This is a genomic window from Streptomyces sp. P9-2 (genome assembly GCF_051903975.1).
Lineage (GTDB): Bacteria > Actinomycetota > Actinomycetes > Streptomycetales > Streptomycetaceae > Streptomyces > Streptomyces cellulosae.
Genome location: NZ_CP192633.1, coordinates 5,825,689 through 5,847,636, shown reverse-complemented (window position 1 = coordinate 5,847,636; position 21,948 = coordinate 5,825,689). Strand labels below are relative to the sequence as shown.

13 protein-coding genes and 1 tRNA gene are annotated in these 21,948 nt (G+C 71.8%); 6 read left to right on the top strand and 8 right to left on the bottom strand.

All coding sequences use genetic code 11. From position 1 onward, the window contains the following. Positions 1–7: 7 nt before the first annotated feature. Positions 8–1,324 (bottom strand): ABC transporter substrate-binding protein, encoded by a 1,317-nt coding sequence (locus ACQY0Z_RS26495; protein WP_254585498.1) that lies wholly within the window; start codon positions 1,322–1,324, stop codon positions 8–10. Between the two features lie 240 nt (positions 1,325–1,564). Here ACQY0Z_RS26495 and ACQY0Z_RS26490 point away from each other — a divergent pair, with 240 nt between their 5' ends. Further along, positions 1,565–3,358, top strand: coding sequence for a coagulation factor 5/8 type domain-containing protein (locus ACQY0Z_RS26490; protein WP_254585499.1), 1,794 nt, complete (start codon positions 1,565–1,567; stop codon positions 3,356–3,358). Between the two features lie 601 nt (positions 3,359–3,959). Here ACQY0Z_RS26490 and fusA read toward each other — a convergent pair. After that, positions 3,960–6,008, bottom strand: coding sequence for an elongation factor G (fusA, locus tag ACQY0Z_RS26485; protein WP_439812925.1), 2,049 nt, complete (start codon positions 6,006–6,008; stop codon positions 3,960–3,962). Positions 6,009–6,441: 433 nt separating this feature from the next. On the opposite strand from fusA, the gene ACQY0Z_RS26480 reads away from it, so the two are divergent. From ACQY0Z_RS26480 to ACQY0Z_RS26470, 3 genes are all read left to right on the top strand, one after another. Continuing rightward, the gene (locus ACQY0Z_RS26480) at positions 6,442–7,851 is read left to right on the top strand and encodes an MFS transporter (protein ID WP_347226380.1); all 1,410 of its coding nucleotides are present in this window, start codon (positions 6,442–6,444) and stop codon (positions 7,849–7,851) included. A gap of 272 nt (positions 7,852–8,123) precedes the next feature. Next, positions 8,124–9,230, top strand: a complete 1,107-nt coding sequence (locus ACQY0Z_RS26475; protein WP_137209168.1) for a vWA domain-containing protein — start codon at positions 8,124–8,126, stop codon at positions 9,228–9,230. Positions 9,231–9,928: 698 nt separating this feature from the next. Further along, entirely contained in the window at positions 9,929–10,078 is a 150-nt protein-coding gene (locus ACQY0Z_RS26470) for a hypothetical protein (RefSeq protein WP_254585503.1), read from the top strand. 31 nt (positions 10,079–10,109) lie between these two features. Here the strand turns inward: ACQY0Z_RS26470 and ACQY0Z_RS26465 are convergent, their stop codons facing one another. From ACQY0Z_RS26465 to ACQY0Z_RS26455, 3 genes are all read right to left on the bottom strand, one after another. Further along, the gene (locus ACQY0Z_RS26465) at positions 10,110–10,733 is read right to left on the bottom strand and encodes a DUF6461 domain-containing protein (RefSeq protein WP_254585504.1); all 624 of its coding nucleotides are present in this window, start codon (positions 10,731–10,733) and stop codon (positions 10,110–10,112) included. A 95-nt stretch (positions 10,734–10,828) separates the two neighbouring features. Then, positions 10,829–12,298, bottom strand: a complete 1,470-nt coding sequence (locus ACQY0Z_RS26460) for a NucA/NucB deoxyribonuclease domain-containing protein (protein ID WP_439812924.1) — start codon at positions 12,296–12,298, stop codon at positions 10,829–10,831. A 121-nt stretch (positions 12,299–12,419) separates the two neighbouring features. Then, complete coding sequence (locus ACQY0Z_RS26455) at positions 12,420–15,803, bottom strand: ALF repeat-containing protein (RefSeq protein ID WP_254585506.1); 3,384 nt, start codon at positions 15,801–15,803, stop codon at positions 12,420–12,422. A gap of 422 nt (positions 15,804–16,225) precedes the next feature. Here ACQY0Z_RS26455 and ACQY0Z_RS26450 point away from each other — a divergent pair, with 422 nt between their 5' ends. Next, on the top strand, positions 16,226–16,750 hold the full coding sequence (locus tag ACQY0Z_RS26450; RefSeq protein ID WP_254585507.1) for a hypothetical protein: 525 nt from the start codon (positions 16,226–16,228) through the stop codon (positions 16,748–16,750). 79 nt (positions 16,751–16,829) lie between these two features. Next, positions 16,830–19,031, top strand: a complete 2,202-nt coding sequence (locus ACQY0Z_RS26445; RefSeq protein ID WP_254585508.1) for a trypsin-like serine protease — start codon at positions 16,830–16,832, stop codon at positions 19,029–19,031. A gap of 165 nt (positions 19,032–19,196) precedes the next feature. Here the strand turns inward: ACQY0Z_RS26445 and ACQY0Z_RS26440 are convergent. The 3 genes from ACQY0Z_RS26440 to sucD all read right to left on the bottom strand — a co-directional run bounded on the left by ACQY0Z_RS26440 (position 19,197) and on the right by sucD (position 21,945). After that, positions 19,197–19,281 (bottom strand) — tRNA-Leu (locus ACQY0Z_RS26440). Positions 19,282–19,410: 129 nt separating this feature from the next. Then, positions 19,411–20,952, bottom strand: coding sequence for an aldehyde dehydrogenase family protein (locus ACQY0Z_RS26435; RefSeq protein WP_439812923.1), 1,542 nt, complete (start codon positions 20,950–20,952; stop codon positions 19,411–19,413). Between the two features lie 114 nt (positions 20,953–21,066). Then, on the bottom strand, positions 21,067–21,945 hold the full coding sequence (gene sucD / locus ACQY0Z_RS26430; RefSeq protein ID WP_189903606.1) for a succinate--CoA ligase subunit alpha: 879 nt from the start codon (positions 21,943–21,945) through the stop codon (positions 21,067–21,069). Between the last annotated feature and the right edge of the window lie 3 nt (positions 21,946–21,948).

The following is a 21,948-nucleotide window of genomic DNA, read 5'->3' as shown; positions in this document are numbered from 1 at the left end:
TGGGGACTCACTTCGTGGGCATCTGCTGCTGCGCCTTGGTGAGCGCGGCCTTCACCGAGTCGGTGGTGACCGGGCGTCCGGCGGCGGCGTCGGCGAACAGTTCCTTGACGGCGGTGCCGACGGCGGTCTCGAACTGGGACTCGTCGGGCACCTGCGGCAGGGCGACGGCGCTCTTGGCGAGGGTGTCCTTCAGCACGGCGTTGGCGGGGGTGTTGAAGGCGGCGTCGGCCTGGGCGGCCTTGACCGGCGGTATGGAGCTGTAGGCGGTGTTGAGGATCTTCTGCTCGGCGTCGCTGGTCATGAACTTCACGAACTCGGTGGCGCCGTCGAGGTTGTCGGTGTTCTTGAAGACGGCGAGGTTGATGCCGGCGACCATCGAGTTGACCTGCCGGCCGGCGCCGGGGGTGCCGGACTGCACGGGCACGGGGGCGATGCCGTAGGCGTCCTCGCTCATGCCCTGGGACGTGAGGTTGGCGGAGGCGGACTGCCACAGCAGCATGCCGGTCCTGCCCTTGGCGAAGTCGCTGACCGACTGGTTCTGGGCGTACTCGGCGTTGCCCGGGGCGATGATCTTGTCCTTGGCCATCAGGTCGACGTACTGCTTGACCGCGGCGACGGCGCCGTCGCTGGTGAAGTCGGGCGTGCCGTCGGCGGTGAAGAAGCCGGCGCCGTGCTGCTTGGCGAAGACGTAGGCGTGGTGGACGTTCTCGGAAGGGTTCGAACCCTCCATGGCTGTGCCCCACTTGCCGTCCTTGGACAGCTTCTTGCCCGCGGCGACGAAGTCGTCCCAGGTGGCGGGCGGGGCGTCGATGCCGGCGTCGGCGAACATCTGCTTGTTGTAGTAGAGCGCGTACGCCATGGAGTAGAGAGGGACGGCGGCCGGGGGCTGTCCCTCGGCGCCGGTGGAGCCGAGCGCCGAGTCGACGAAGCGGTCCTTGCCGCCGATCTTCTCGAACTGCGCGTCGTCCCACGGCAGGAGACCGCCGGTCGCCTGGAGGGAGGCGGACCAGGTGTTGCCGATGTTCAGCACGTCCGGGCCCTGGCCGGACGTGGTGGCGGTGAGGATCCGGTTGAGCAGGTCGGACCAGGGCACGACCTCCAGCTTGACCTTGATGCCGGTCTGCTTCTCGAACTTGTCGAGCTCCGGCTGGAGGACCTTCTTGTCGACCTCGATGCTGGCCCCCTGGTTCGACGCCCAGTAGGTCAGTTCCTTCGGCGAGTCGTTGGACCCGCCACCGGTGCTCGAACCGCCTCCGCAGGCCGTGGCGGCGAGTGCGAGAGACAGCATGACGGCGCCTGTGGCCGCGGCTCGGATGCTGCGCATGGCTCCTGGTCCCTTTCCGGGAAGGTCGAATGTCCCGGGGAGGACCCGGGGCAGCGCCTCACGGCTTAATTTAGGACGTGAGTTAAACCTCTGGCCGAACCCGCGTCAAGGGTTCCGACGGACTCGCTCGACTCTTGCCGCATGTCTTGACTCATCCGTTGCGGAGATGAACCATTCGGCGCGAGAGAGCGCTCTCACCTCCCCTGCCGCTTTCACTTCCTGAACCGGGAGAGCCGCCCCATGACGTCACCGTCCGTTCCCTCCTCCACACCGCCCTCCGCCGTCGGCCGCCGGGCCGTGCTCGGCGCCGCGGCGGCCGTGCCCGTGCTGGCCGGCCTGTCCGGGACGGCGTCCGCCGCGCCGGCCGCGCGCAGAAAGCCCCCGCGTCTCAAGGGGGGTGGCGACCTCGGCCCCAACGTGATCGTCTTCGACCCGTCCACGCCGGGCATCCAGACCACGCTGGACGAGGTGTTCACCCGGCAGGAGGAGGACCAGTTCGGCCCCGGCCGCTACCAGTTCTTCTTCAAGCCCGGCACCTACCAGGGTCTGAACGCCCAGTTGGGCTTCTACATGTCCGTCTCCGGCCTGGGCCTGTCCCCCGACGACACCACCATCCACGGTGACGTGACGGTCGACGCCGGCTGGTTCGACGGCAACGCCACGCAGAACTTCTGGCGTTCGGCGGAGAACCTGGCCCTCGTCCCGGCCAACGGCACCAACCGCTGGGCGGTCGCCCAGGCCGCGCCGTTCCGCCGGATGCACGTACGCGGCGACCTCAACCTCGCCTCGTCGACGTACGGCTGGGCGAGCGGCGGCTACATCGCGGACAGCCGGATCGACGGCACGGTCGGCCCCTACTCGCAGCAGCAGTGGTACACCCGGGAGAGCGCGGTCGGCGGCTGGACCAACGCCGTGTGGAACATGGTGTTCTCCGGTGTCGAGGGCGCCCCCGCGCAGAGCTTCCCCGATCCTCCGTACACCACGCTCGACACGACACCGGTCTCCCGCGAGAAGCCTTTCCTGTACCTCGACGGGGAGCGGTACCGCGTCTTCCTGCCCGCGCTGCGGAGAAACGCGCGCGGCGTCACCTGGGGCAACGGCACCCCGCGCGGCACCTCGCTGCCGCTGGAGCGCTTCTACGTCGCCAGGCCGGGCGACTCGGCGGCCACCCTCAACCGGGCGCTCGAGCAGGGTCTGCACCTGCTGCTCACGCCCGGCATCTACCACGTCGACCAGCCGGTCCGGGTGAACCGGCCGAACACGGTCGTCCTGGGCCTCGGCTACGCCACCCTCGTCCCCGACAACGGCGTCACCGCCCTGAAGGTCGCCGACGTCGACGGCGTACGGCTGGCCGGCTTCCTGATCGACGCGGGAACGGTCAACTCCCCGGTGCTCCTGGAGGTCGGGCCGCGCGGCGCCTGCCGGAACCACGCCGCCAACCCCATCACCGTCCAGGACGTCTTCATCCGCGTCGGCGGCGCGGGCCCCGGCAAGGCCACCACCAGCATGGTGGTCAACGCCCGGCACACCATCGTCGACCACACCTGGGTCTGGCGCGCCGACCACGGCGAGGGCGTGGGCTGGGAGACCAACCGCTGCGACTACGGCGTCGTCGTCAACGGCGACGACATCCTCGCCACCGGCCTGTTCGTCGAGCACTTCAACAAGTACGACGTGCAGTGGAACGGCGAACGCGGCCGCACCATCTTCTTCCAGAACGAGAAGGCCTACGACGCCCCGAACCAGGCCGCGATCCAGAACGGCCCGCTCAAGGGGTACGCCGCCTACAAGGTCGGCGACCACGTCACCACCCACGAGGGCTGGGGCATGGGCAGCTACTGCTACTACAACGTCGACCCGACCATCGTCCAGCACCACGGCTTCGCCGCCCCGGAACGGCCCGGGGTGCGCTTCCACCACATCATGGTCATCTCGCTGAGCGGGCACGGGCAGTACGAGTGCGTCATCAACGACACGGGGGCGCCTACGTCGGGGACGAATACGGTGCCGTCGGTGGTGGTGTCGTATCCGTGAGGGCGTTCCGGCGGGGTTCGGGGGCGTGCTGAGGCGCGGATCGCGCGTTCCGGTCGGTGCGCGCTGAGCGCGGGTCCGGTGACGGTCCCTCCCCTGCTGAGTCGGGGAGGGACCGCCGGAGCGGTGACCGGGCCGGCGCGTTCGGCCGGTCAGCGGGTCACCGTCGGGCCCTTCGGCCGGAGCCGACGCCCGGACCGGCCACTGCACCGGCACGTACGGCCGGCCAGCCGGTCACCATCGGGCCCTTCGGCCGGAGCCGACGCCCGGACCGGCCACCGCACCGGCACGTACGGCCGGCCAGCCGGTCACCATCGGGCCCTTCGGCCGGAGCCGACGCCCGGACCGGCCACCGCACCGGCACGTACGGCCGGCCAGCCGGTCACCATCGGGCCCTTCGGCCGGAGCCGACGCCCGGACCGGCCACCGCACCGGCACGTACGGCCGGCCAGCCGGTCACCATCGGGCCCTTCGGCCGGAGCCGACGCCCGGACCGGCCACCGCACCGGCACGTACGGCCGGCCAGCCGGTCACCATCGGGCCCTTCGGCCGGAGCCGACGCCCGGACCGGCCACCGCACCGGCGCGTTCGGCCGGCCAGCCGGTCACCGCACCGGCGTCTCGGCCGGGGCCGGGGCGTGGCCGGTGGGACGGCTGGTGAACGTGCCGCGGCCCTGGGTGCGGCTGCGCAACCGGGTCGCGTAGCCGAAGAGTTCGGCCAGCGGCACGGTCGCCGTGACGACCGCCGCGCCCGCCCGGGTGGCCGAGCCGCTCACCCGGCCGCGGCGGGCCGCCAGGTCACCGAGTACGGCCCCGACCGCGTCCTGCGGGACGGTGACGGTGACCTCGGCGACCGGCTCGAGGAGCACCATCGCGCACGCCCGCAGGGCGTCCCGCAGACCGAGCCGGCCCGCGGTGCGGAACGCGGTGTCGGAGGAGTCCTTGACGTGTGTCGCACCGTCGGTGAGCGTCACCCGCAGGCCCGTCACCGGGTGTCCGCCGAGGGGGCCCTCGGCGAGCGCGTCCCGGCAGCCGGCCTCGACGGCACGGACGTACTCCTGCGGCACCCGCCCGCCGACGACGGTCGAGCGGAACTCGAAGCCCCGCTCGGGGTCGTCCAAAGGCTCCACATCGAGCACCACGTGCGCGAACTGCCCGGCACCGCCGTCCTGTTTGACGTTCCGGTACACGAACCCGGACACGCCCCGGCCGACGGTCTCCCGGTAACTCACCCTCGGACGGCCGACGTTGACGCCGAGTCCGTGGTCACGCCGGATGCGTTCCACCGCGACCTCCAGGTGCAGTTCGCCCATGCCGGACAGCACCGTCTGGCCCGTCTCGGCGTCGGTGCGCACGACCAGCGAGGGGTCCTCCTCGGCGAGCCGCGCCAGCGCCGACGCCAGACGGCCGGTGTCGGTGCCCCGCAGCGCCTCGACGGCGACCGAGACGACGGGCTCGGCGGTGCCGGGCGGCTCGAGCATCAGCGGGGCGTCCGGCGCGCACAGCGTGGCGCCGGCGCGGGCGCCCTTCAGACCGACCACGGCGACGATGTCACCGGCGACGGCACGGTCCAGGCGCGCGTGCCGGTCGGCGGCGACACGCAGGATGCGTCCGACGCGCTCGGCACGGCCGGCGGTGGCGTCCCACACGGTGTCCCCCTGTTCGATCGTTCCGGAATAGACGCGCAGGTAGGTGAGGCGCCCGGTGGCGGTGGCGTTCACCTTGAACGCGAGGGCGGCGAGCGGCGCCGCCGGGTCGGCGGGCCGTTCCTGTTCGGCGCCGTCGTGCGTGCCGCGCACCGGCGGCACGTCCAGGGGTGACGGCAGGTAGGCGAGGACGGCGTCCAGCAGCGGCTCGATCCCGCGGTTGCGGTAGGCGGAGCCGCACAGCACGACCACGGCCTCACCGCGTGCGGTCAGGTCCCGCAGGGCCGCCGTGAGCGTCCCGGTGCCGAGCGCGCCGGTGTCGCAGAACTCCTCCAGCGCGCCCGGGTGCAGTTCCGCCACGGCCTCGTCCAGCAGCCGGCGTCGCCGTAGCGCCTCCTCGCGCAGGGCGTCCGGCACGGGTGCCGGATTGCGGGCCTCGCCGTCGTCGTCCCAGGTGAGGGCGCGCATGCCGAGCAGGTCGACGACGCCGGTGAAGGCGTCCTCGGCCCCGATCGGGAGCTGCACGGCCAGCGGCGCCGGATGCAGCCGCTCCCGGATGGAGGCGACGGCGGCGTCGAGGTCGGCGCCGGCCCGGTCCATCTTGTTGACGAACGCGATGCGCGGGACACCGTGCCGGTCGGCCTGCCGCCACACCGCCTCGCTCTGCGGCTCCACCCCGGCGACCGCGTCGAACACGGCGACCGCCCCGTCGAGGACGCGCAGGGAACGCTCGACCTCGTCGGCGAAGTCGACATGCCCCGGGGTGTCGATCAGGTTGATGCGGTGACCGTCCCAGGAGCAGGTCACGGCGGCGGAGAAGATGGTGATGCCCCGGTCGCGCTCCTGCGGGTCGAAGTCGGTGACGGTCGTGCCGTCGTGCACCTCGCCGCGCTTGTGGGTGGTGCCGGTGGCGTACAGGATCCGCTCGGTGACGGTGGTCTTGCCGGCGTCGACGTGGGCGAGGATCCCGAGGTTGCGGACGACGGCGAGGGTGTCGGTGGTGCGCATGGCCCGTGGCCTTTCGGATGGAACCGGAAAAGGGCAGCGCGATTCCCCCCGGCGCACGGCGCCGAGCACTCCCCGGCGAGAGGAGGGGTCGGGCGTGCGTCAGGGCAGCCGGTGCCGGCCGCGCAGCGGGCACCGGGCGGCCGGAGACACCAGGATCACCACGGACCGGCGGGACCGGGAACGGGGAGCGACGGCGACAGCGGTGTGGACACGCACGGCCGGACTCCCTCCCGGGTCGAATCTTGACTGCGCGCACCGCCGACAGGTGGCGGTGGGTGCCTGCCCGGCGAGTGTAGGGAGCCGGGCAGGCACGGGGCCACGCATTTTCCCCAGCAGGTCACAGCGAAGTCGTCTCACATCTTGGAACACCTTTCCTGAGACGTGAGACCTTCTGAGAATGTGGGGTGATCGTTCCCCGTGGAAAGACCGTGAAATGCCCGCACCAAGCACCAGTCCGGCCCCGACCCCCGTCAACTCGCGGTCGCGGGTCCTCATCGCCAGCCTCATCGGCACGACGATCGAGTTCTACGACTTCTACATCTACGCGACCGCCGCCGTACTGGTCTTCCCCACGCTCTTCTTCCCGAGCAGCGACCCCACCACGGCGCTGCTCTCGTCCTTCGCGGTGTTCGGCGCCGCGATGGTCGCCCGGCCGATCGGCGCGGTGGTCTTCGGCCACCTCGGCGACCGCCTCGGCCGCAAGGGAACGCTCGTGGCGTCCCTGCTCACCATGGGCATCGCCACGTTCCTCATCGGTGTGCTGCCGACGTACGCGCAGGCCGGCTGGGTGGCGACCGCGCTGCTGGTGCTGATGCGGCTGGCGCAGGGCTTCGCGCTCGGCGGCGAGTGGAGCGGCGCGGCGCTGGTCGCGACCGAGAACGCGCCGAAGGGCAAACGCGCCCTGTACGGAACGTTCCCGCAGCTGGGCGCCCCGCTGGGCTTCATCATCGGCAACGGCCTGTTCCTGGTCATCGGCGCGCTGCTGCCGTCCGCGGCCGGCGCGGACCCGTCACAGCCGTCGGAGGCCTTCCTGAACTGGGGCTGGCGCATCCCGTTCCTGTTCTCCGCGGTGATGGTCGCGATCGGCCTGTGGGTGCGGATGCGCCTGGTCGAGGCGCCGGTGTTCGCGAAGACGCGGGAGGCGGGCCTGGTGCGGAAGCTGCCGCTGGCCACGGTCTTCCGTAACCACTGGAAGCAGCTGATCCTCGGCACGTTCTTCATGCTGGCGACGTATGTGCTCTTCTACCTGATGACCACGTTCTCGCTGAGCTACGGCCGCACGGCGGAGGACGCGGCGGTGCCGGGTCTGGGCTACGAGTACACGACGTTCGTGCTGATGATGATCTTCGGTGTGCTGTTCTTCGCGGCGTTCACCCTGATCTCCGGCCCGCTGGCGGACCGCTACGGCCGGCGCGCCACGCTGATCGCGGTCACGGCCGGGATCCTGGTCTTCGGCCTGGTCTGGGTGCCGCTGATCGGCCTGGGCACGGTGGGTGTGGTGCTGTGGCTGGTGTTCGGCTTCACCCTGATGGGCATGACGTTCGGCCCGATGGGCGCGCTGCTGCCGGAACTGTTCCCGACGAGCGTGCGCTACACGGGCTCCGGCATCTCCTACAACGTCAGCTCGATCCTCGGCGCGGCCGTGGCCCCGTTCATCGCGGTGGCCCTGTGGGAGGCCGGCGACGGCTCCCCGTGGCTGGTCGGCGTCTACCTGTCCTCGATGGCCCTGCTGACGCTGGTGGCGCTGCTGATCGGGCGGGAGACGAAGGATGTGGGGCTGGAGGAAGGGGAGGCTGCGGAGCCTCTGGCCGCTGAGAAGGCCACGGTGACCGCCGCCTCCTGAGGCCCACCGGGACTCGCCGAGGCCCTCCGAGGCCCTCGAACCGCTGAGGCCCTCCGCGTCCGTCGATCGGACGCGGAGGGCCTTTTCGTGCTCGTACTCCGTGCCAGGGGTGACGAACCCGCAGCTCAACGCCTTTGTCAGTGCCCCGCCCTAAGGTGAAGCCATCATCTGGACGGACCAGAATCCATCCCGGCGTTCGCGCCGTGGGTGGACACGTCCGCCTGCGGAAAAGGGCGTTGGGGAGCTCCCCCGGCGGCCCGAGGGGGAAAGGGATGGACGCGATGAGCGCCACGGTGAAGGACCGGCTGAAGAAGCACTTCGTGAACCACGTCGCTCTCGTCATCGACAAGTCCGGTTCGATGCGGGGCCACTCGGAGCAGCTCGTGCGCGTCGTGGACGAGTTCGTGAAGGGGCTGGCGGAGGAGTCGGACCGGCTCGGGCACGAGACCCGGATCAGCCTCTACGCCTTCGACCACCTCGTCGAGAACCTGGTGTGGGACATGGACGTGAAGCATCTGCCGTCCATGCGGGGCCTGTACACCGTGGAGAACGGCGCGACGGCGCTGATCCAGGCGTCGGTCAAGGCGCTCGACGACCTCGGTCACATCTGGGAGGAGTACGGCGAGCACAGCTTCCTCCAGGTCGTCGTCACCGACGGCGAGGAGAACGCCTCCGGCGCCGACAGGACGGGTGCGCGGCACGACCTCATGCCCGACGGGCGTGCCGTCCTCGACGAGTGGCGGAGCCGGATCGCCGACAAGATGAACACCCTGCCCGACCACTGGACGTCGGCCATCATGGTGCCGAACTCCCTGGCCAAGCGCACTGCCCAGCAGTACGGCTTCCCGACGGGCAACATCTCGATCTGGGACGCCGACTCCGACCAGGGCGTCGAGGAGGCGATCGGCGCCGTCAAGACGGCCGCGACCAGGTTCCTGCGCGACCGCGAGCAGGGCGTGCGCGGCACGCGGAACCTCTTCGCGATGGGCCAGGACCTGAGCGCGACGGACGTGACGTCGAACCTCCAGGCCCTGGACGCCGGCAAGTACGTGCTGATCCCGGTCGACCAGCGCACGTCGATCCGCGACTTCGTCACCAGCGCCGGACATCCGTACAGGACGGGCTGCGCCTTCTACGAGCTGTCCAAGCGGGAGAAGGTGCAGGCGAACAAGCAGATAGCCGTGGCGGAGAAGGACCCGGCGACCGGCCGCATGACCGGCAAGGTCTTCACCGGCCCGGCCGCCCGCCAGCTCCTCGGCCTGCCCGCGACCGAGGTCACGGTGGCGCCGGGCAGCAACGACGCCTACACGGTGTTCGTCCAGTCGACCTCCGTGAACAGGAAGCTGGTCCCGGGGACCCGGCTCCTCGTCCTGCTCTAGCCTCGACCGGCGATCACATCTCTCGGAGGTCCTCCCTGGCCCTCGCTGCACGACTTCGCCATCCGGCAGCCCCTGCCGCGCCTCCTCCACGCCGAGCACGCGGACACGCTCGCCGCACCCGACGGGCATGTGGCGGGGCAGATCGGTCGCGGCGGATGGAGCGTTCCGCTGTCGTTCCGTCATCCGCAGCCGGGGCGCGCCTCACTGATCTCCGACAACCAGAAGCAGTTCGACCCCGTCGGCCTGATCGTCGAGGCGCTCGAGGAGGACGGGCGCGGCGGTGTCTCCTTCGTCGTGGAGGCGTCCTCCGCCCCGGTGACGTCCGGCTGCACCTCATCGGCGCCGGCTCTTCCACGGAGCAGGGCATCGCCACCGCACACCCCGGGATCGCTCCTCCTCGCCGACGGGGCGCTGCCCGAACCGGTGCGCCGCCTGCCCGATCCGACGCCGGACGCGGTACCGGCCGCGTCCGCGGACGCGGCTCTGCTGCGGCGCACGCTGAGCGAGCGGCTCCCGGACGCCACAGGGGCGACGGAGGAGGAGATCACGGCGGCCGAGGCGCGCCGGGGACCGCGCCTGCGAACCCTCGCCGTCCACCCCGGCACGCTCGCCGATCCTCGTGAGACAGTCCAGCTCATCCACCTCGACACCTGGAGCTGCCGCCCGCTGAGTGGCGTGTCCTCCTCGACGCCGGGGCCGTGCCCAAGGGACTCCTCGCCGCGGGCATCATCTCCCACGGCCGGCGGGACGACCCGCTGCGGACGATCGCCCTCGCCAACGAGATCCTCGCCCTGTACGGGCGGCCGCTGATCACCGACATCACGGTGCCGCAGCGAGCGGTCTCGTAAGGGACCTCATCGGTGAGGGCCGGCCCGGGGCCTACAGGATCTCGACGGCCCCCGGCGGGACCGGGCCCTCGCCCGCGTAGGAGTCGCCTCGTGGTGCGGTCGGGGCGTCGTCCTCCGCGACGGTCAGGGTGGGCCAGGGGGCGGCCAGGGTCGCGTCGTCCAGGGTGAGGCCGAGGTGGTCGAGGACGAGGGCCACCACGGGGGCCATTCCGGGGCCCTCGCGCTCGGCCATGGCTTCCCGAACCCTTTCCCGCCAAGGGCCCGGGTCCGCGGACGGGGGTTGGTCCAGGTCGGGTTCGAAGTTCTCCACGCACCGGCCGTCGCGCCAGTACTGGAAGACGGCGAGGCCGTCGGTGGACAGGACGCTGTAGGTCTCGGTGCCGCGGGACAGTGCGGTGAGGAGCTCGGGCCATGAGCCGATGACGCCGTCCTCCTCGACGCAGAACGTCCAGTCGCCGAGCCTCCCGGACCGCAGGAGCGACACCGCTCCGTCGGCGAACTGACCTGTGGGCAGGTCGGACGCGGCGTCCGCGTCGAGCGGGCGGGAACGGGCCGGGTCGGCGCCGTAGCGGGTGAACACCTCGGCGGGGTCCAGGTCCCGGGTGAAGGTGACGCACATCTGGTCGGCCGCCCAGTCGAACGCGTCCGTCGTCATGTTGCCTCCGATCTGCGAACCGGCGCCGTCCGCCGGATCGTGTCTGCCGGGCCCCCGCGCGGCACTGCGCGGGGGCCCGGTTCATCGTGCCCTGTTCAGGCGGTGAACTCGATGCGGAACGGGTCGTCCGTCACCAGACGCTGGTACTTGCGCAGGGAGCCGAGGACGCCGCCTGCGGAGCTGTTGGCGCGCTGGGTGATGTGCAGCCGCAGGCAGGTCTCCGTACCGGTGGCCGGGCGGTTGGCCCAGGTGGCGGGTGCGGACCACACGTTGTTGACGACCTGCGGGGTCAGTTCGGCGCACAGGGTGCCGTCCTGACCGCCCTCGCGGGTGCTGGCCGGCGGGAACTCGTCGCAGCTGTCCGCCCCGCGGGTGCTCGGGTACAGGTTGGTGAACGGGGTGCAGGTGGCGGCGCGGTTGGTCGTCGCCTGGGCCAGGTCGACGGCGTGCAGGACGTCGGTGCCGCGGCGCCGCATGATCTCCTCGTAGATCGGGACGACGATCCCGTACTTCGCGTGCGAGCGCGAATAGCTGAGGACGGGCAGGTCGTTGGTGGGGATGACGCAGCCGCGCAGCCGGGGCTGCTCGGCGTCGCAGCGGATCTCGCCGCCCGTGGGACTGGACCAGCTCGCGGTGGAGTCGATCGGGGTGGCGCCCGGCATCGTCACGTACATCGCGTAGTTGGTCCGGAAGGAGACGCGGGTCGTGCCCGTGGCGAGGGGGTCGCCGAGGTACTTGGTATTTCCGGTGACCTCCTGGCCGTACGCCAGCGTGGTGGCGTACCAGGGCTGCTTGGTCACCGGCGTGCAGCCGGTGCCGCAGCCGACCTGCATGCGCAGGGTGAGGCTGTGCACGTCACCGGTGACGCGGATCAGCTTGGCGGTGATCGTCTCGGTGAGGTTGAGGGACTTGTAGGAGGTGCTGAGGGTGGAGTTGACGGCTATCAGGCCGGACCCGATCTCCACGCCCTTCGCGTCGAGGAGCTTGTACGTGACCTCGGCGCCGTTCAGGCACATGCCGCCGGTGCGGCTCCAGGTCCAGGTGCCGGGATTGGTGACCTGGCAGGTGGGAGCCGGGGGTTCGGGGTCGTCGGCGTCGGGTTCGAACTCGGTGCCGAGGCCGTCGCCGGCCGGGTCGTCGGCGTCGTCCGCCGCGGCGGCCAGGCTGCGGGCGCCCGCGGTGCCTTCGCCGGCGTGAGAGGCCGGGTCACCCGCGGAAGTGGTGGTGTCCGGCGCGGACATCGTCTTGGCGCGGGACATGGTGCCCGCCTCGGCGGTGCCGCTCTTCACGCTCACGCACGCCGTGGCGGCCTCGGGCACCGACGGGTGCGTACCGGCGGGCACAGGGGTGCAGGACCTCGCGCCGGTGAAGGGTGCGGTCCGCAGGAGCGCCGCCGGGGCAGCGGGGTCGACCGGAGCGGGGCCGGAGGCGGGTGTCGCGGTCGCCGAGCCGGGCGCGGTGCGGTCTGGGACTTCGCCGGCGTTCGTCGTGCCGACGGCCGTGAGGCTCAGCGTGAGGGAGAGCGCGAGGACGGGCAGTACACGTCTCGTACGTCGTGAGGACATGTCTTCTCTCTGGTGTCGGTGGATTCCGGGCAGGGGCAAGGGCCTCCGCCGGCTCGTGGAGGGGTCCGCACAAGGAGGGGGCGCCGCCTGGTCGCGGCGCCCCCGGGCGGGCCGAAGGGGATCAGGCCGCCAGGTCGTAGAGCTTGCTGAGGCCCTTGGTGATGGGCGAGACCAGGTCCTCGCCGACCTCCGTGATCTTGCCCACGACGGGCTTGACGAGAGCCCCGCCGAGCGCCTTGTCGGCCGCGCCCACCCACTTGTAGGCGCCGAACGTCACGAGGCTCAGACCGGTGCCGACGGCGGACTCCCAGAAGGCGCCGCTGGAGAAGCCGTGCTCGATGCCGGTGAAGAGGGTGCCGAGGGCGCCCGCGCCCGCGGAGACTCCGGCGAAGAAGCCGGCCGCGGCGAGGGCCGGCGGGAAGACGAAGGAGGCGAGGCCGCAACCCGCCGCGAGGAAACCGGCGCCGATGCTGATCACATTGGCGGCGTCCGCGTAGAACTGGGCGTCGTTCCACCACTCGTCGGCGTCGCCGTCCCCGGTGCCGTTCGGGTTGACCTGGTCGTTCTTGCCGTTGTCGGCCGGGTTTTGGTGCTCGTCGCGCTGTTCCTGGGCTATGCGGGCGTTCTCCTTGGCCACGGCGAGGTCCTCGGCCGCCTGCTTCTCAGCGACGATCCTCTTGGCCTGGGCGTACGCCTGGGCGGCGGCCCTCGCGTCGGCGGAGGCCGCGAGTTCGGCGGCGCGGGCCGCGGCGGCGGAGCGCTGCGCGGCGGCGGAGGACGCGACGGCCGCGCGTGCGGAGTCGACGGCCTTGTTGGCCGAGTAGTTGGCCGACCGGGCGGCGCTGCGGGCCTTGGCGGCGGCGTTCTTGGCGGTGTTGGCGGAGGCCTGGGCGGCGGCGGCCGACTGGTCGGCAGCCGCGGCATGGTCCCGGGCCTGCTGGGCGAAGTCCTCGGCCTTGGCCGCGGAGTCGAGTGCCTTCTGCGCCCACTCCTGCGCCTCGGCGGCGGCCTTCCGCGCGTCGGCGGCGGCCTTCGAGGCGAGGGCCGCGTTCTCCTGCGCCTTCTCCGCGATCTTCGCGGCGGCGGAGATCGCGCCGCGGATCGCGGCCACATGGGTGGCGGTGTCGTGGTCGAGCTGGGCCGTGCGGTACTGGATGACGGTGATGAAGTTGCGCAGCATCCACGCCGGCCCCTCGAGCGCCACCTCCGCGTACGCCTTGGTGTAGGGGCCCGCGGTGGCGATGAGTTCGCTGGCCCGGACCCGGTCGTCCTCCTTCTGCGCCCGGGGGTAGGCCTCGTCGAAGAAGTAGTTGAGCGACTCGGTGGTGTTCTCGTCGAGCGCCTTGTTGGCGGCCTCGGTGACGGCCCTGCCCGCGCCTTCGGCGAGGATCTTGTTGATGGCGACGCGCAGGTCCTCGTCCGAGGCGCGCTTCATGCCGATGGTGAGGAAGTCGCCGACGGCCTTGGAGTCGGAGCTCTCCAGCGCGGCGGCGGCGGCCGCGGCGACCTTCGGGCCGGCGACCGCCGTCACGTGGAGGGTGGTCTCGCGGTCGTCCTGTTCCTGGGCGAGGGCCCGGTCGAGGTCGATCCAGAAGTACACGTCGTCGTCGGAACCGGCGAGGGCGTGCTGGGCGGCCTGCCGGGTGTGGGCCCCGCGGGAGTCGATCAGGGCGACCGCTGCCTTGCGGCCCAGGGTGGCTGCCAACGCCATGTCGCCCGAGTACAGGGCCTGTTCGGCCCTCGCGATCGTGTCCAGGGTGTCCTGAGCGGTGCGCTCCGCCATGAGCCGCTTGTCGCGGACGTCGGACAGCTCGTTCTCCTCGATCTCGGCGAGCTGCTGCGCCTCCTCGACGGCCTGCTGCTTGTCCTGCTCCAGGGTCTGCGCCTCGGCGGCGCGGGCGTTCTTCTCCACCTCGATGGCGTCGGCGACGGCCTGGGAGGCGACGTTGGCGGCCTTCACGGCCGCGTCGGCGTGAGCGGTCGACTTGTTGGCGTAGTCGATGGCCTTGCCCGCGTTGAGGACGGCCTCCTCGGCGGCCTCGGCGGCCTTGTCCGCGTGCGCCGCGGCGGAGTTGGCGGCGTCCCGCGCGGTGCGGGCGGCCTTGGCGGCGGCGCTCGCCAGGGCCTGGGCGGCGGAGGCGGCGTTGGTGGCTCGGTTGGCAGCGCTGTTGGCGATGGCGGCCTGGCGCTTGGCCTCGGCGGCCTCCGCCTGGGCGACACCGGCCGACACCGCGGCCTGGGCAGCGGCCGCGGCGGCCGCTGCCGAGTTGCGGGCGGCGGAAGCGGCCGAGGCGCCCGCCGAACTGGCCGCCTCGCCGGCGACGGCGGCCTTGTCGGCTGCGGCGGCGGCGCTGCGGGCCTTGGCGGCGGCGTTCTTGGCGGCGACCGCCGCGTCCTTGGCGGCCTTGGCCTTGCCGGCGTCCTTGGACGCGGCTATCGCGGCGTTGTAGGCGGCGCTCGCGGCACTGCCCGCCTTCGAGGCGGCCTGCGCGGCACCCGCGGCCGCCCAGGAAGCGCGGCGTGACGCCTGCACCGCCGCGTTGGAGGCGTTGATGGCGTTGCGGGCGGCGTCCGCCGCGCCCTTCGCCGCGCTCGCCGCCTTGCGGGCCGCGGCCCCTGCCCTCTGCACGTCGTTCTGGGCGGCGGAGGCCTCGGCGGCGGCCTTCTCCGCGGCCTCCTTGGCCTTGGCGGCGGCGGTCTCGGCGCGGGCCCCGGCCTCCACCGCCAGGTTGGTCTCCTTCTCGGCGCGCTTGCCCTCGCGTTCGACGACGGCCACCAGTTCCTCGATGGTCGCCGCCTCCTGGTCACGGGCACGGGCGATGTGCTGACCGGTCTCGATGAACCACTCGATGTCGGCCGCGGTACCGCTCAGCGCGCGGTCCGCGTACTTCTGCACCTCCGGCCCACCGGTCATCAGCATGGTGCTGACCTGCACCCGGGTGTCCTCCAGCCGACCGTCGTACTGCTTGTCGGTGAGGAAGGTGACGAGCGCCCCCTCCGTGCCGGCGTCCAGGGCGGCGTTGGCCTCCCGCTTCACGGCCCTGTCGCCGGTGGACGCGACGACGCTGGTGGCGACCTGGAAGTCCTCCCGCATGGCCGGCTTGAAACCGCTGGCGAGGAACGCGGCGATCGCTTCGTCACCGGCCTCCAGGGCGGCGACTGCCTCGCGGCGCAGGCCCTTGCCCGCGCGGTCCAGGCTGCTGATGATCGCGACCCGGTTGTCCTGCACGGTCTGCTTCGGCAGCGTCTCGGCGAGGAAGGTCGCGATGTCGGTGTCCGACCCGTAGAGGGCCGTGGCGGCGGCCGCCTTGACCCCCCTGCCGCCGGTCAGCCACGCGCGGACGACCTTGGCCCGGTCGGTGTCCGGCAGCGGCACCGGCTCGGGCGTGGTTCCCTCGGCGGCCGCGGCGGTGGCCGGCAGCAGTACCGAGGGGGTGGCGGCGACGGCGGTCGCGGCCGCGAGCGCGCCGAGCACACGGCGTCTGCTCCAGAACATTGTCTGCATGTGGAATTCCTCGCGAAAGCTGGATGAGGCTCGCAGCGATCCTGCGAGCCGGGCTGACCACGGAATGCGGCGGATAGTCGTCACTGGATTCCGCCGACCCTAGCAACTCGCGGAATCCCAGGCCGAGTTATTTCCCGTCCATTGATCTCGACCGCAATGCGAACATTTAGCCTCCGCTGTCCGGACAATTCACCCCGGTCACCGTGCGTCACTCACAGAATCTTCACAAATGAGGTGCTGGATCATCCCCCCGCTTCGTGTTGACTTGGCGAGGTCCACGGGGTTGATCACCCGTCACACTTATGACTCACGAGGGAAGTTGAGTCATTTCAAGCCAGAGAGACACCCCTCTGATGCGGGGTCTGTTTCGCATGCCTGCGATGCCGTTTCGAACTGAGGAAGCGATGAGGAGAAACAGCACAATGACCCTGCGGAAGCGGAGAGATCGGCTTGCGGCGAGGATTCTCGGCGCCGCGGCGACCGGCGCCCTCGCGATCCTCGCGGTAACCGCCGCTCTCCCTGAATCGTCCACCCACGGGGCGTCTCCCGAACTTGTCGTGGACGAAGCCCCCGGTTATGCCGTTGAGGATTTCAACTATCCGCTTGCCGACGAGATTCTGGCTGAGAAGGGCATTGTCCTGAAGCGCGGCGACGGCCACATCACCCTGGCCGACTGCGCGGCCGGCACCGGTCAGCTCGAAGTCCTGGCCCGGGACAGGAACGACAAGATCTGCTTCAACACCGTCGGTGACGATGGCTGGCTGACCCTGGAGCTCCCGGCCGTCTACTCCGTGAAGGGCAACGACTACTCCACCACCGTCGACATGACCGTCGGCACCGAGGAGAAGACCTTCGAGATCGACAAGAACACCTGGACCCCGGTGGGCGAGACCGCGGACCCGCAGGGCCGCGACCACATGCTCGTGGAGATCCGGACGGTCAAGTAGCCGAGTCCGGGGCGCCATCGCGCCCGGATCCGCTCCCCCGGCCATGTCGCTCAGCCTTGTGATTGAGGTAACCACTCCCATGCATCCCAGCAGACTCTCCCGCGTCGCCGCGCTCGGCGCCGTCCTGGCCACCGGATCGCTGGCCTTGTCCGCGGCCCCCGCGGCCGCCGTCACCGGCGGAACCCCGGTCGCCGACGCGGACACCACCTACGCCTACACCGCCCAGGTCATCGTCGGCGGGCACGACCGCGGCTGTTCCGCGGTCCTCGTGGACACCGAATGGCTGCTCACGGCCGCCAGTTGCTTCGCCGCCGACCCGGCCGTCTCGCTCGAGGTCGCTCCCGGCGCCCCGGCGAAGACGGTCACCGCCGTCGTCGGACGTACCGACCTCTCCAACTCGCAGGGCGCCGAGCGCCGTGTCGTCGAGCTCGTGCCGCGCACGGACCGTGACGTGGTCCTGGCCAGGCTGAACCGGCCGGTCACCAACGTGGCGCCCGCCGCCCTCGCGACCACCGCGCCCACGGCCGGCCAGGAAGCGAAGTTCGCCGGGTACGGCCGTACCGCCGACGCATGGGCCCCGCTCCGTCTGCACACCGGGACGTACACCGTCGACTCGGTCGCCGCCACCTCCGCGGACGTGACCGGCGTGAACGGCGCGGCCGCCTGTATGGGCGACGCCGGAGGCCCGGTCGTCGTCGCGGGCACGCTGATCGGCCTCAGCAGCCGGTCGCAGCAGGGCGGTTGCCACGGCACGGACGCCGCGCAGACCGGCACCGGCGGTGTGATCTCCCGGGTGGACGACCTGGCCTCCTGGGTGAGCTCCAAGGTCCGCGCCCCCCGCATCACCGACTTCAACGGCGACGGGACCGAGGACATCGCCATCGCCGACCCGGCCGCCACGGTCGGGGGCGACACCAATGCGGGTCTCGTGCGGATCGTGTACGGCGGCGGCAAGGGCACCGCCGAGATCAACCAGGACCTGGACTGGGTGGCCGGCGGGGCCGAGCAGGGTGACTGGTTCGGTGACGCGATCGACACCGTCGACTACAACGAGGACGGTTACACCGACCTCGTCGTCGGCAGCACCCTGGAGGACGTCGGCAGCGTCGCCGACGCCGGTTTCGTCGACGTGCTCTACGGCGCCCCCGGCGGCCTGGGCACCGGGACCCTGAAGAACACCCACTTCGAACAGGGCGCGGGAACCGGTGCGATCAAGGCCACGGCCCCCGGCGCCGGCGAACGGATGGGCGACGCCGTCGCCGCCGGCACCACCGCCGCGGGCGAGCCCTACCTGGTGATCGGTGTGCCCGGTGAGACCGTGAACGGGAAGGCCAAGGCCGGTATGGCCTTCTACCTGCGCGGCGGCACCAACGTCGCCGTCCACCAGGACTCGACGGACGTGCCCGGTGCCGTCGAGGCCGATGACGGCTTCGGCGCGGCCGTGGCGGCCGACGCCAACCACATCGCCGTCGGCGCGCCCAACGAGAACATCGGCGGCGACGACGCGTCCGGCAACCTCGCCGTCTTCTCCCACACCCTCCACTCCGACGGCCACCCCAAGCCGCTGTTCGGCCTCGACCAGGACCTCGACAACGTCTCCGGCGCCGCGGAAGCCGGCGACGAGTTCGGCTACGCGCTGACCCTCACCGACTACCGGCCCTCCGGGGCCGCGACGGCCGACGAGTCGATCCTCGCGATCGGTTCGCCCGGTGAGGCCATGACCATCGGCACCTCCTCCAGAGCGGCTGCGGGCCGTGTGGTCGTCGGCCGCGTCACCGCGGCGGGCACCTGGCAGGAGTCCCGCCAGCTCTGGCAGGGCACCGCGGACGACGACGTCTCCGGCACCGCCGAAACGGGCGACCGTATGGGCGAGAGCCTGACCGCCGTCAACACCGACCCGCGCGCCGTCTCCACCGCGGCCACCATGCGCCTCGCCGTCGGCGCCCCCGGTGAGGCCCTCGGCGCCGTCGCCAATGCGGGAGCCGTCCACACGTTCTCCCTGGTCGCGGCGGCCGGCGCCAACGACAGGTGGATCGAGGCCGGTGACGGGGACGGCATCCCGGGTTCTCCCGGCGCCAACCAGTACCTGGGCCGCAACATCCACTACACCGCCACCCACCTCTACGTGGGCATGCCGTACGGCCCCGGCCTCGGCGCCCTGTACGCCCTGCCCATGTCGAACACGGTCGTCGGCGGCGCCGTCGCCCCGGTGACCGCCTACAAGCCGGGGACGGGCGGTCTGCCCAACGTCGGCGTGCGGTTCGGCGCGCAGGCACGGTAGGCGTCGTATGTGACACAGACCGGATGGAACAGGGCGGAGCCCCGGGGACCGAGGAGGCCCCGGGGCTCCGCCCTGTTCCGCCCGGGACCGGCGGGCGCGGGCGCGGCACTCCCGGAAACGCCTCGAGGGCCCCGACCTTCCGGTCGGGGCCCTCGAAGGAGCAAGTGTCCGAGGGGGGACTTGAACCCCCACGCCCGATAAAGGGCACTAGCACCTCAAGCTAGCGCGTCTGCCATTCCGCCACCCGGACAAGGTGTCTGTCGCTTTCGGGGGTGTTCCCCCGGCGGCGACATGGACAACCATACCAAGGTTTCGGAGTGCCTTTCACCTGCGTTTCCGTCGTCCCGGGGAGGTGTCGCGCACGGCCCGGGTGATCAGCTCAGGGGGTCAGCCGGCGGTCCGGGAAGTTGCCCGGGAGCCTCTCATCCGCCGGGCCCCGGGTGACCGCCCGGACGAGCAGTTCGCCGCCTACGAAGGCGCCGCGCCACGACGCGCCGAAGCCGCCGAACAGCTCGTCCCGGTCTCCGCGCGAACGCGGCACCCCGTGGCCGATCTTGAACGCGCGGATGTGCGGGGCGAGCCGGTCGAAGGTGGCCCGCTCGTCCGTGGAGAGCGTCGCCACCAGCGCGCCGTTGGACGCGTTCATGGCGGCCAGCAGTTCCGCCTCCGTGTCGACCAGGACGATCGTGTCGACCGGGCCGAACGGTTCCGCGTGGTGCAGCGGGGAGGAGCGGGGCGGGTTCAGCAGCGTGACCGGCTGGACGTACGCCGACGTGTCCTGTCCGGGCAGGAAGCGCGCGTCGGACGGGGTGCCCCGGTGCAGCGGGACCGCGCCCCGGTCGATCGCCTCGGCTACCTGGTCGTCCAGTTCCTTCGCCTTGGCCGCGTTGATCACGGGGCCGAAGTCGAGCGCCGGGTACGGGTCGTCCGGGTGCTCGACGGCGAGGGGATGGCCGATCCGCAGCGTGCGGACCGCGGGGAGGTACGCGGCGAGGAACGCGTCGAAGAGGCTGCGCTGGACGACGAAGCGCGGGTAGGCCGTGCAGCGCTGCTTTCCGTAGTCGAAGAGCTTGGGGATCAGCGCGCCGAGGGCGTCCCAGTCCGAGTAGTTCCAGATGCCCCAGGTGTTCAGGCCCTCCTGTTCGAGGATGTGCCGTTTGCCCAGGTCAGCCACGGCTGTGGCGACCGCGGCGCCCGTGTCGCGGCCCCCCACGAACGAGACGCAGCCGATCTCCGGCGCCCGCACCAGCGCCTCGGACAGCTCTCCCCCGCTGCCGCTGACCAGCGTCACCGGGATGCCCTCGCGGGCGGCGAGCGCCGTCGCCAGGGTGAGGCAGGCGACGCCTCCGTCGGTCGGGGTCTTGGCGACGACCGCGTTGCCGGCCAGCGCCTGCACCAGCAGGGCGTGGACCAGCACGCTCATCGGGTAGTTCCAGCTCGCGATGTTGGAGACGGGCCCGTCGAGCGGGGCGCGGCCCTCCAGCATGGTGTCGATGCCGTCGACGTACCAGCGCACGCCGTCGATGGCCCGGTCGACGTCCGCGCATGCCAGGCGCCAGGGCTTGCCGATCTCCCAGACGAGCAGGAGGGCGAGCAGGTCGCGGTGCTCGGCGAGGGCGTCGAGGGTGGCGGCCACGCGGGCCCGGCGTTCCGGGAGCGGGACGTGGCGCCAGGCGCGGTGCTGGTCCAGGGCCGCGCGTATGGCCTGCCGGGCGGTGGCCCGGTCCAGGCGGGGCGGGCCCGCGACGGGGGTGCCGTCGACGGGGCTGACGGCGGGCAGGGCCCGGCCGTCGGGCTGCCAGGCGGCGTTCCAGAGGTTGAGGACGCGGTCGTCGCGGAAGGCCTCCGGGGCGACGGTCAGGCAGCGCTGCCAGGCGTCTTCCCATGAGGTGCCGGACTTGAGGGTGAGGGTGGGTGGCATACGGTTCGCTCCGCTCTCGGTGCACGGTCGAGAGATCAGGGGGCTGCAGGAGATCGGGGGCCGGCGAAAGATCAGGAGCCGGGGGCCTGTGGACGGGCCGAGGGCGCGTGCGGGTCAGGCGTCCAGCACCGCCAGCACCTGCCGCGCCGTCTCCGTCGGGGTGCGGCCGACCCGCACGCCCGCCGCCTCCAGCGCCTGCTGCTTGGCGCGGGCCGTGCCCGAGGAGCCGGAGACGATCGCGCCGGCGTGGCCCATGGTGCGGCCCTCGGGGGCGGTGAAGCCGGCGATGTAGCCGACGACGGGCTTGGTGACGTGGTCGCGGATGTAGGCGGCCGCGCGTTCCTCCGCGTCGCCGCCGATCTCGCCGATGAGGACGATCAGGTCGGTGTCGGGGTCGTCCTGGAAGGCGGCGAGGCAGTCGATGTGGGTGGTGCCGACGACGGGGTCGCCGCCGATGCCGACGCAGGTGGAGAAGCCGATGTCGCGCAGTTCGTACATCAGCTGGTAGGTGAGGGTGCCGGACTTGGAGACCAGGCCGATGCGTCCCGGCTTGGTGATGTCGGCGGGGATGATGCCCGCGTTGGACTGGCCGGGGCTGATCAGGCCGGGGCAGTTGGGGCCGATGACGCGGGTGCCGCGCCGGCGGGCGTGGGCGAGGAAGGCGACGGAGTCGTGGACGGGGACGCCCTCGGTGATGACGACGGCGAGGCCGATGCCGGCGTCGGCGGCCTCGGTCACCGCGGCCTTGGTGAAGGCGGGCGGCACGAAGACCACGGTGACGTCGGCGCCGGTCGCGTCCATGCCCTCGGCGACCGAGCCGAAGACGGGGACCTGACGGTCGTCGAAATCGACGGTGCGGCCGGCCTTGCGCGGGTTGACGCCGCCCACGACGTTCGTGCCGGCGGCGAGCATCCGGCGGGTGTGCTTCATGCCCTCGCCGCCGGTCATGCCCTGGACGAGGATCTTGCTCTCCTTGGTGAGGTGGATCGCCATGTC

Bases quoted from the DNA above. Each gene is read 5' to 3' on its own strand.
- ACQY0Z_RS26495 (WP_254585498.1), bottom strand. From the start codon at position 1,324: ATGCGCAGCATCCGAGCCGCGGCCACAGGCGCCGTCATGCTGTCTCTC.
- ACQY0Z_RS26490 (WP_254585499.1), top strand. From the start codon at position 1,565: ATGACGTCACCGTCCGTTCCCTCCTCCACACCGCCCTCCGCCGTCGGC.
- fusA (WP_439812925.1), bottom strand. From the start codon at position 6,008: ATGCGCACCACCGACACCCTCGCCGTCGTCCGCAACCTCGGGATCCTC.
- ACQY0Z_RS26480 (WP_347226380.1), top strand. From the start codon at position 6,442: ATGCCCGCACCAAGCACCAGTCCGGCCCCGACCCCCGTCAACTCGCGG.
- ACQY0Z_RS26475 (WP_137209168.1), top strand. From the start codon at position 8,124: ATGGACGCGATGAGCGCCACGGTGAAGGACCGGCTGAAGAAGCACTTC.
- ACQY0Z_RS26465 (WP_254585504.1), bottom strand. From the start codon at position 10,733: ATGACGACGGACGCGTTCGACTGGGCGGCCGACCAGATGTGCGTCACC.
- ACQY0Z_RS26460 (WP_439812924.1), bottom strand. From the start codon at position 12,298: ATGTCCTCACGACGTACGAGACGTGTACTGCCCGTCCTCGCGCTCTCC.
- ACQY0Z_RS26455 (WP_254585506.1), bottom strand. From the start codon at position 15,803: ATGCAGACAATGTTCTGGAGCAGACGCCGTGTGCTCGGCGCGCTCGCG.
- ACQY0Z_RS26450 (WP_254585507.1), top strand. From the start codon at position 16,226: ATGACCCTGCGGAAGCGGAGAGATCGGCTTGCGGCGAGGATTCTCGGC.
- ACQY0Z_RS26445 (WP_254585508.1), top strand. From the start codon at position 16,830: ATGCATCCCAGCAGACTCTCCCGCGTCGCCGCGCTCGGCGCCGTCCTG.
- ACQY0Z_RS26435 (WP_439812923.1), bottom strand. From the start codon at position 20,952: ATGCCACCCACCCTCACCCTCAAGTCCGGCACCTCATGGGAAGACGCC.
- sucD (WP_189903606.1), bottom strand. From the start codon at position 21,945: ATGGCGATCCACCTCACCAAGGAGAGCAAGATCCTCGTCCAGGGCATG.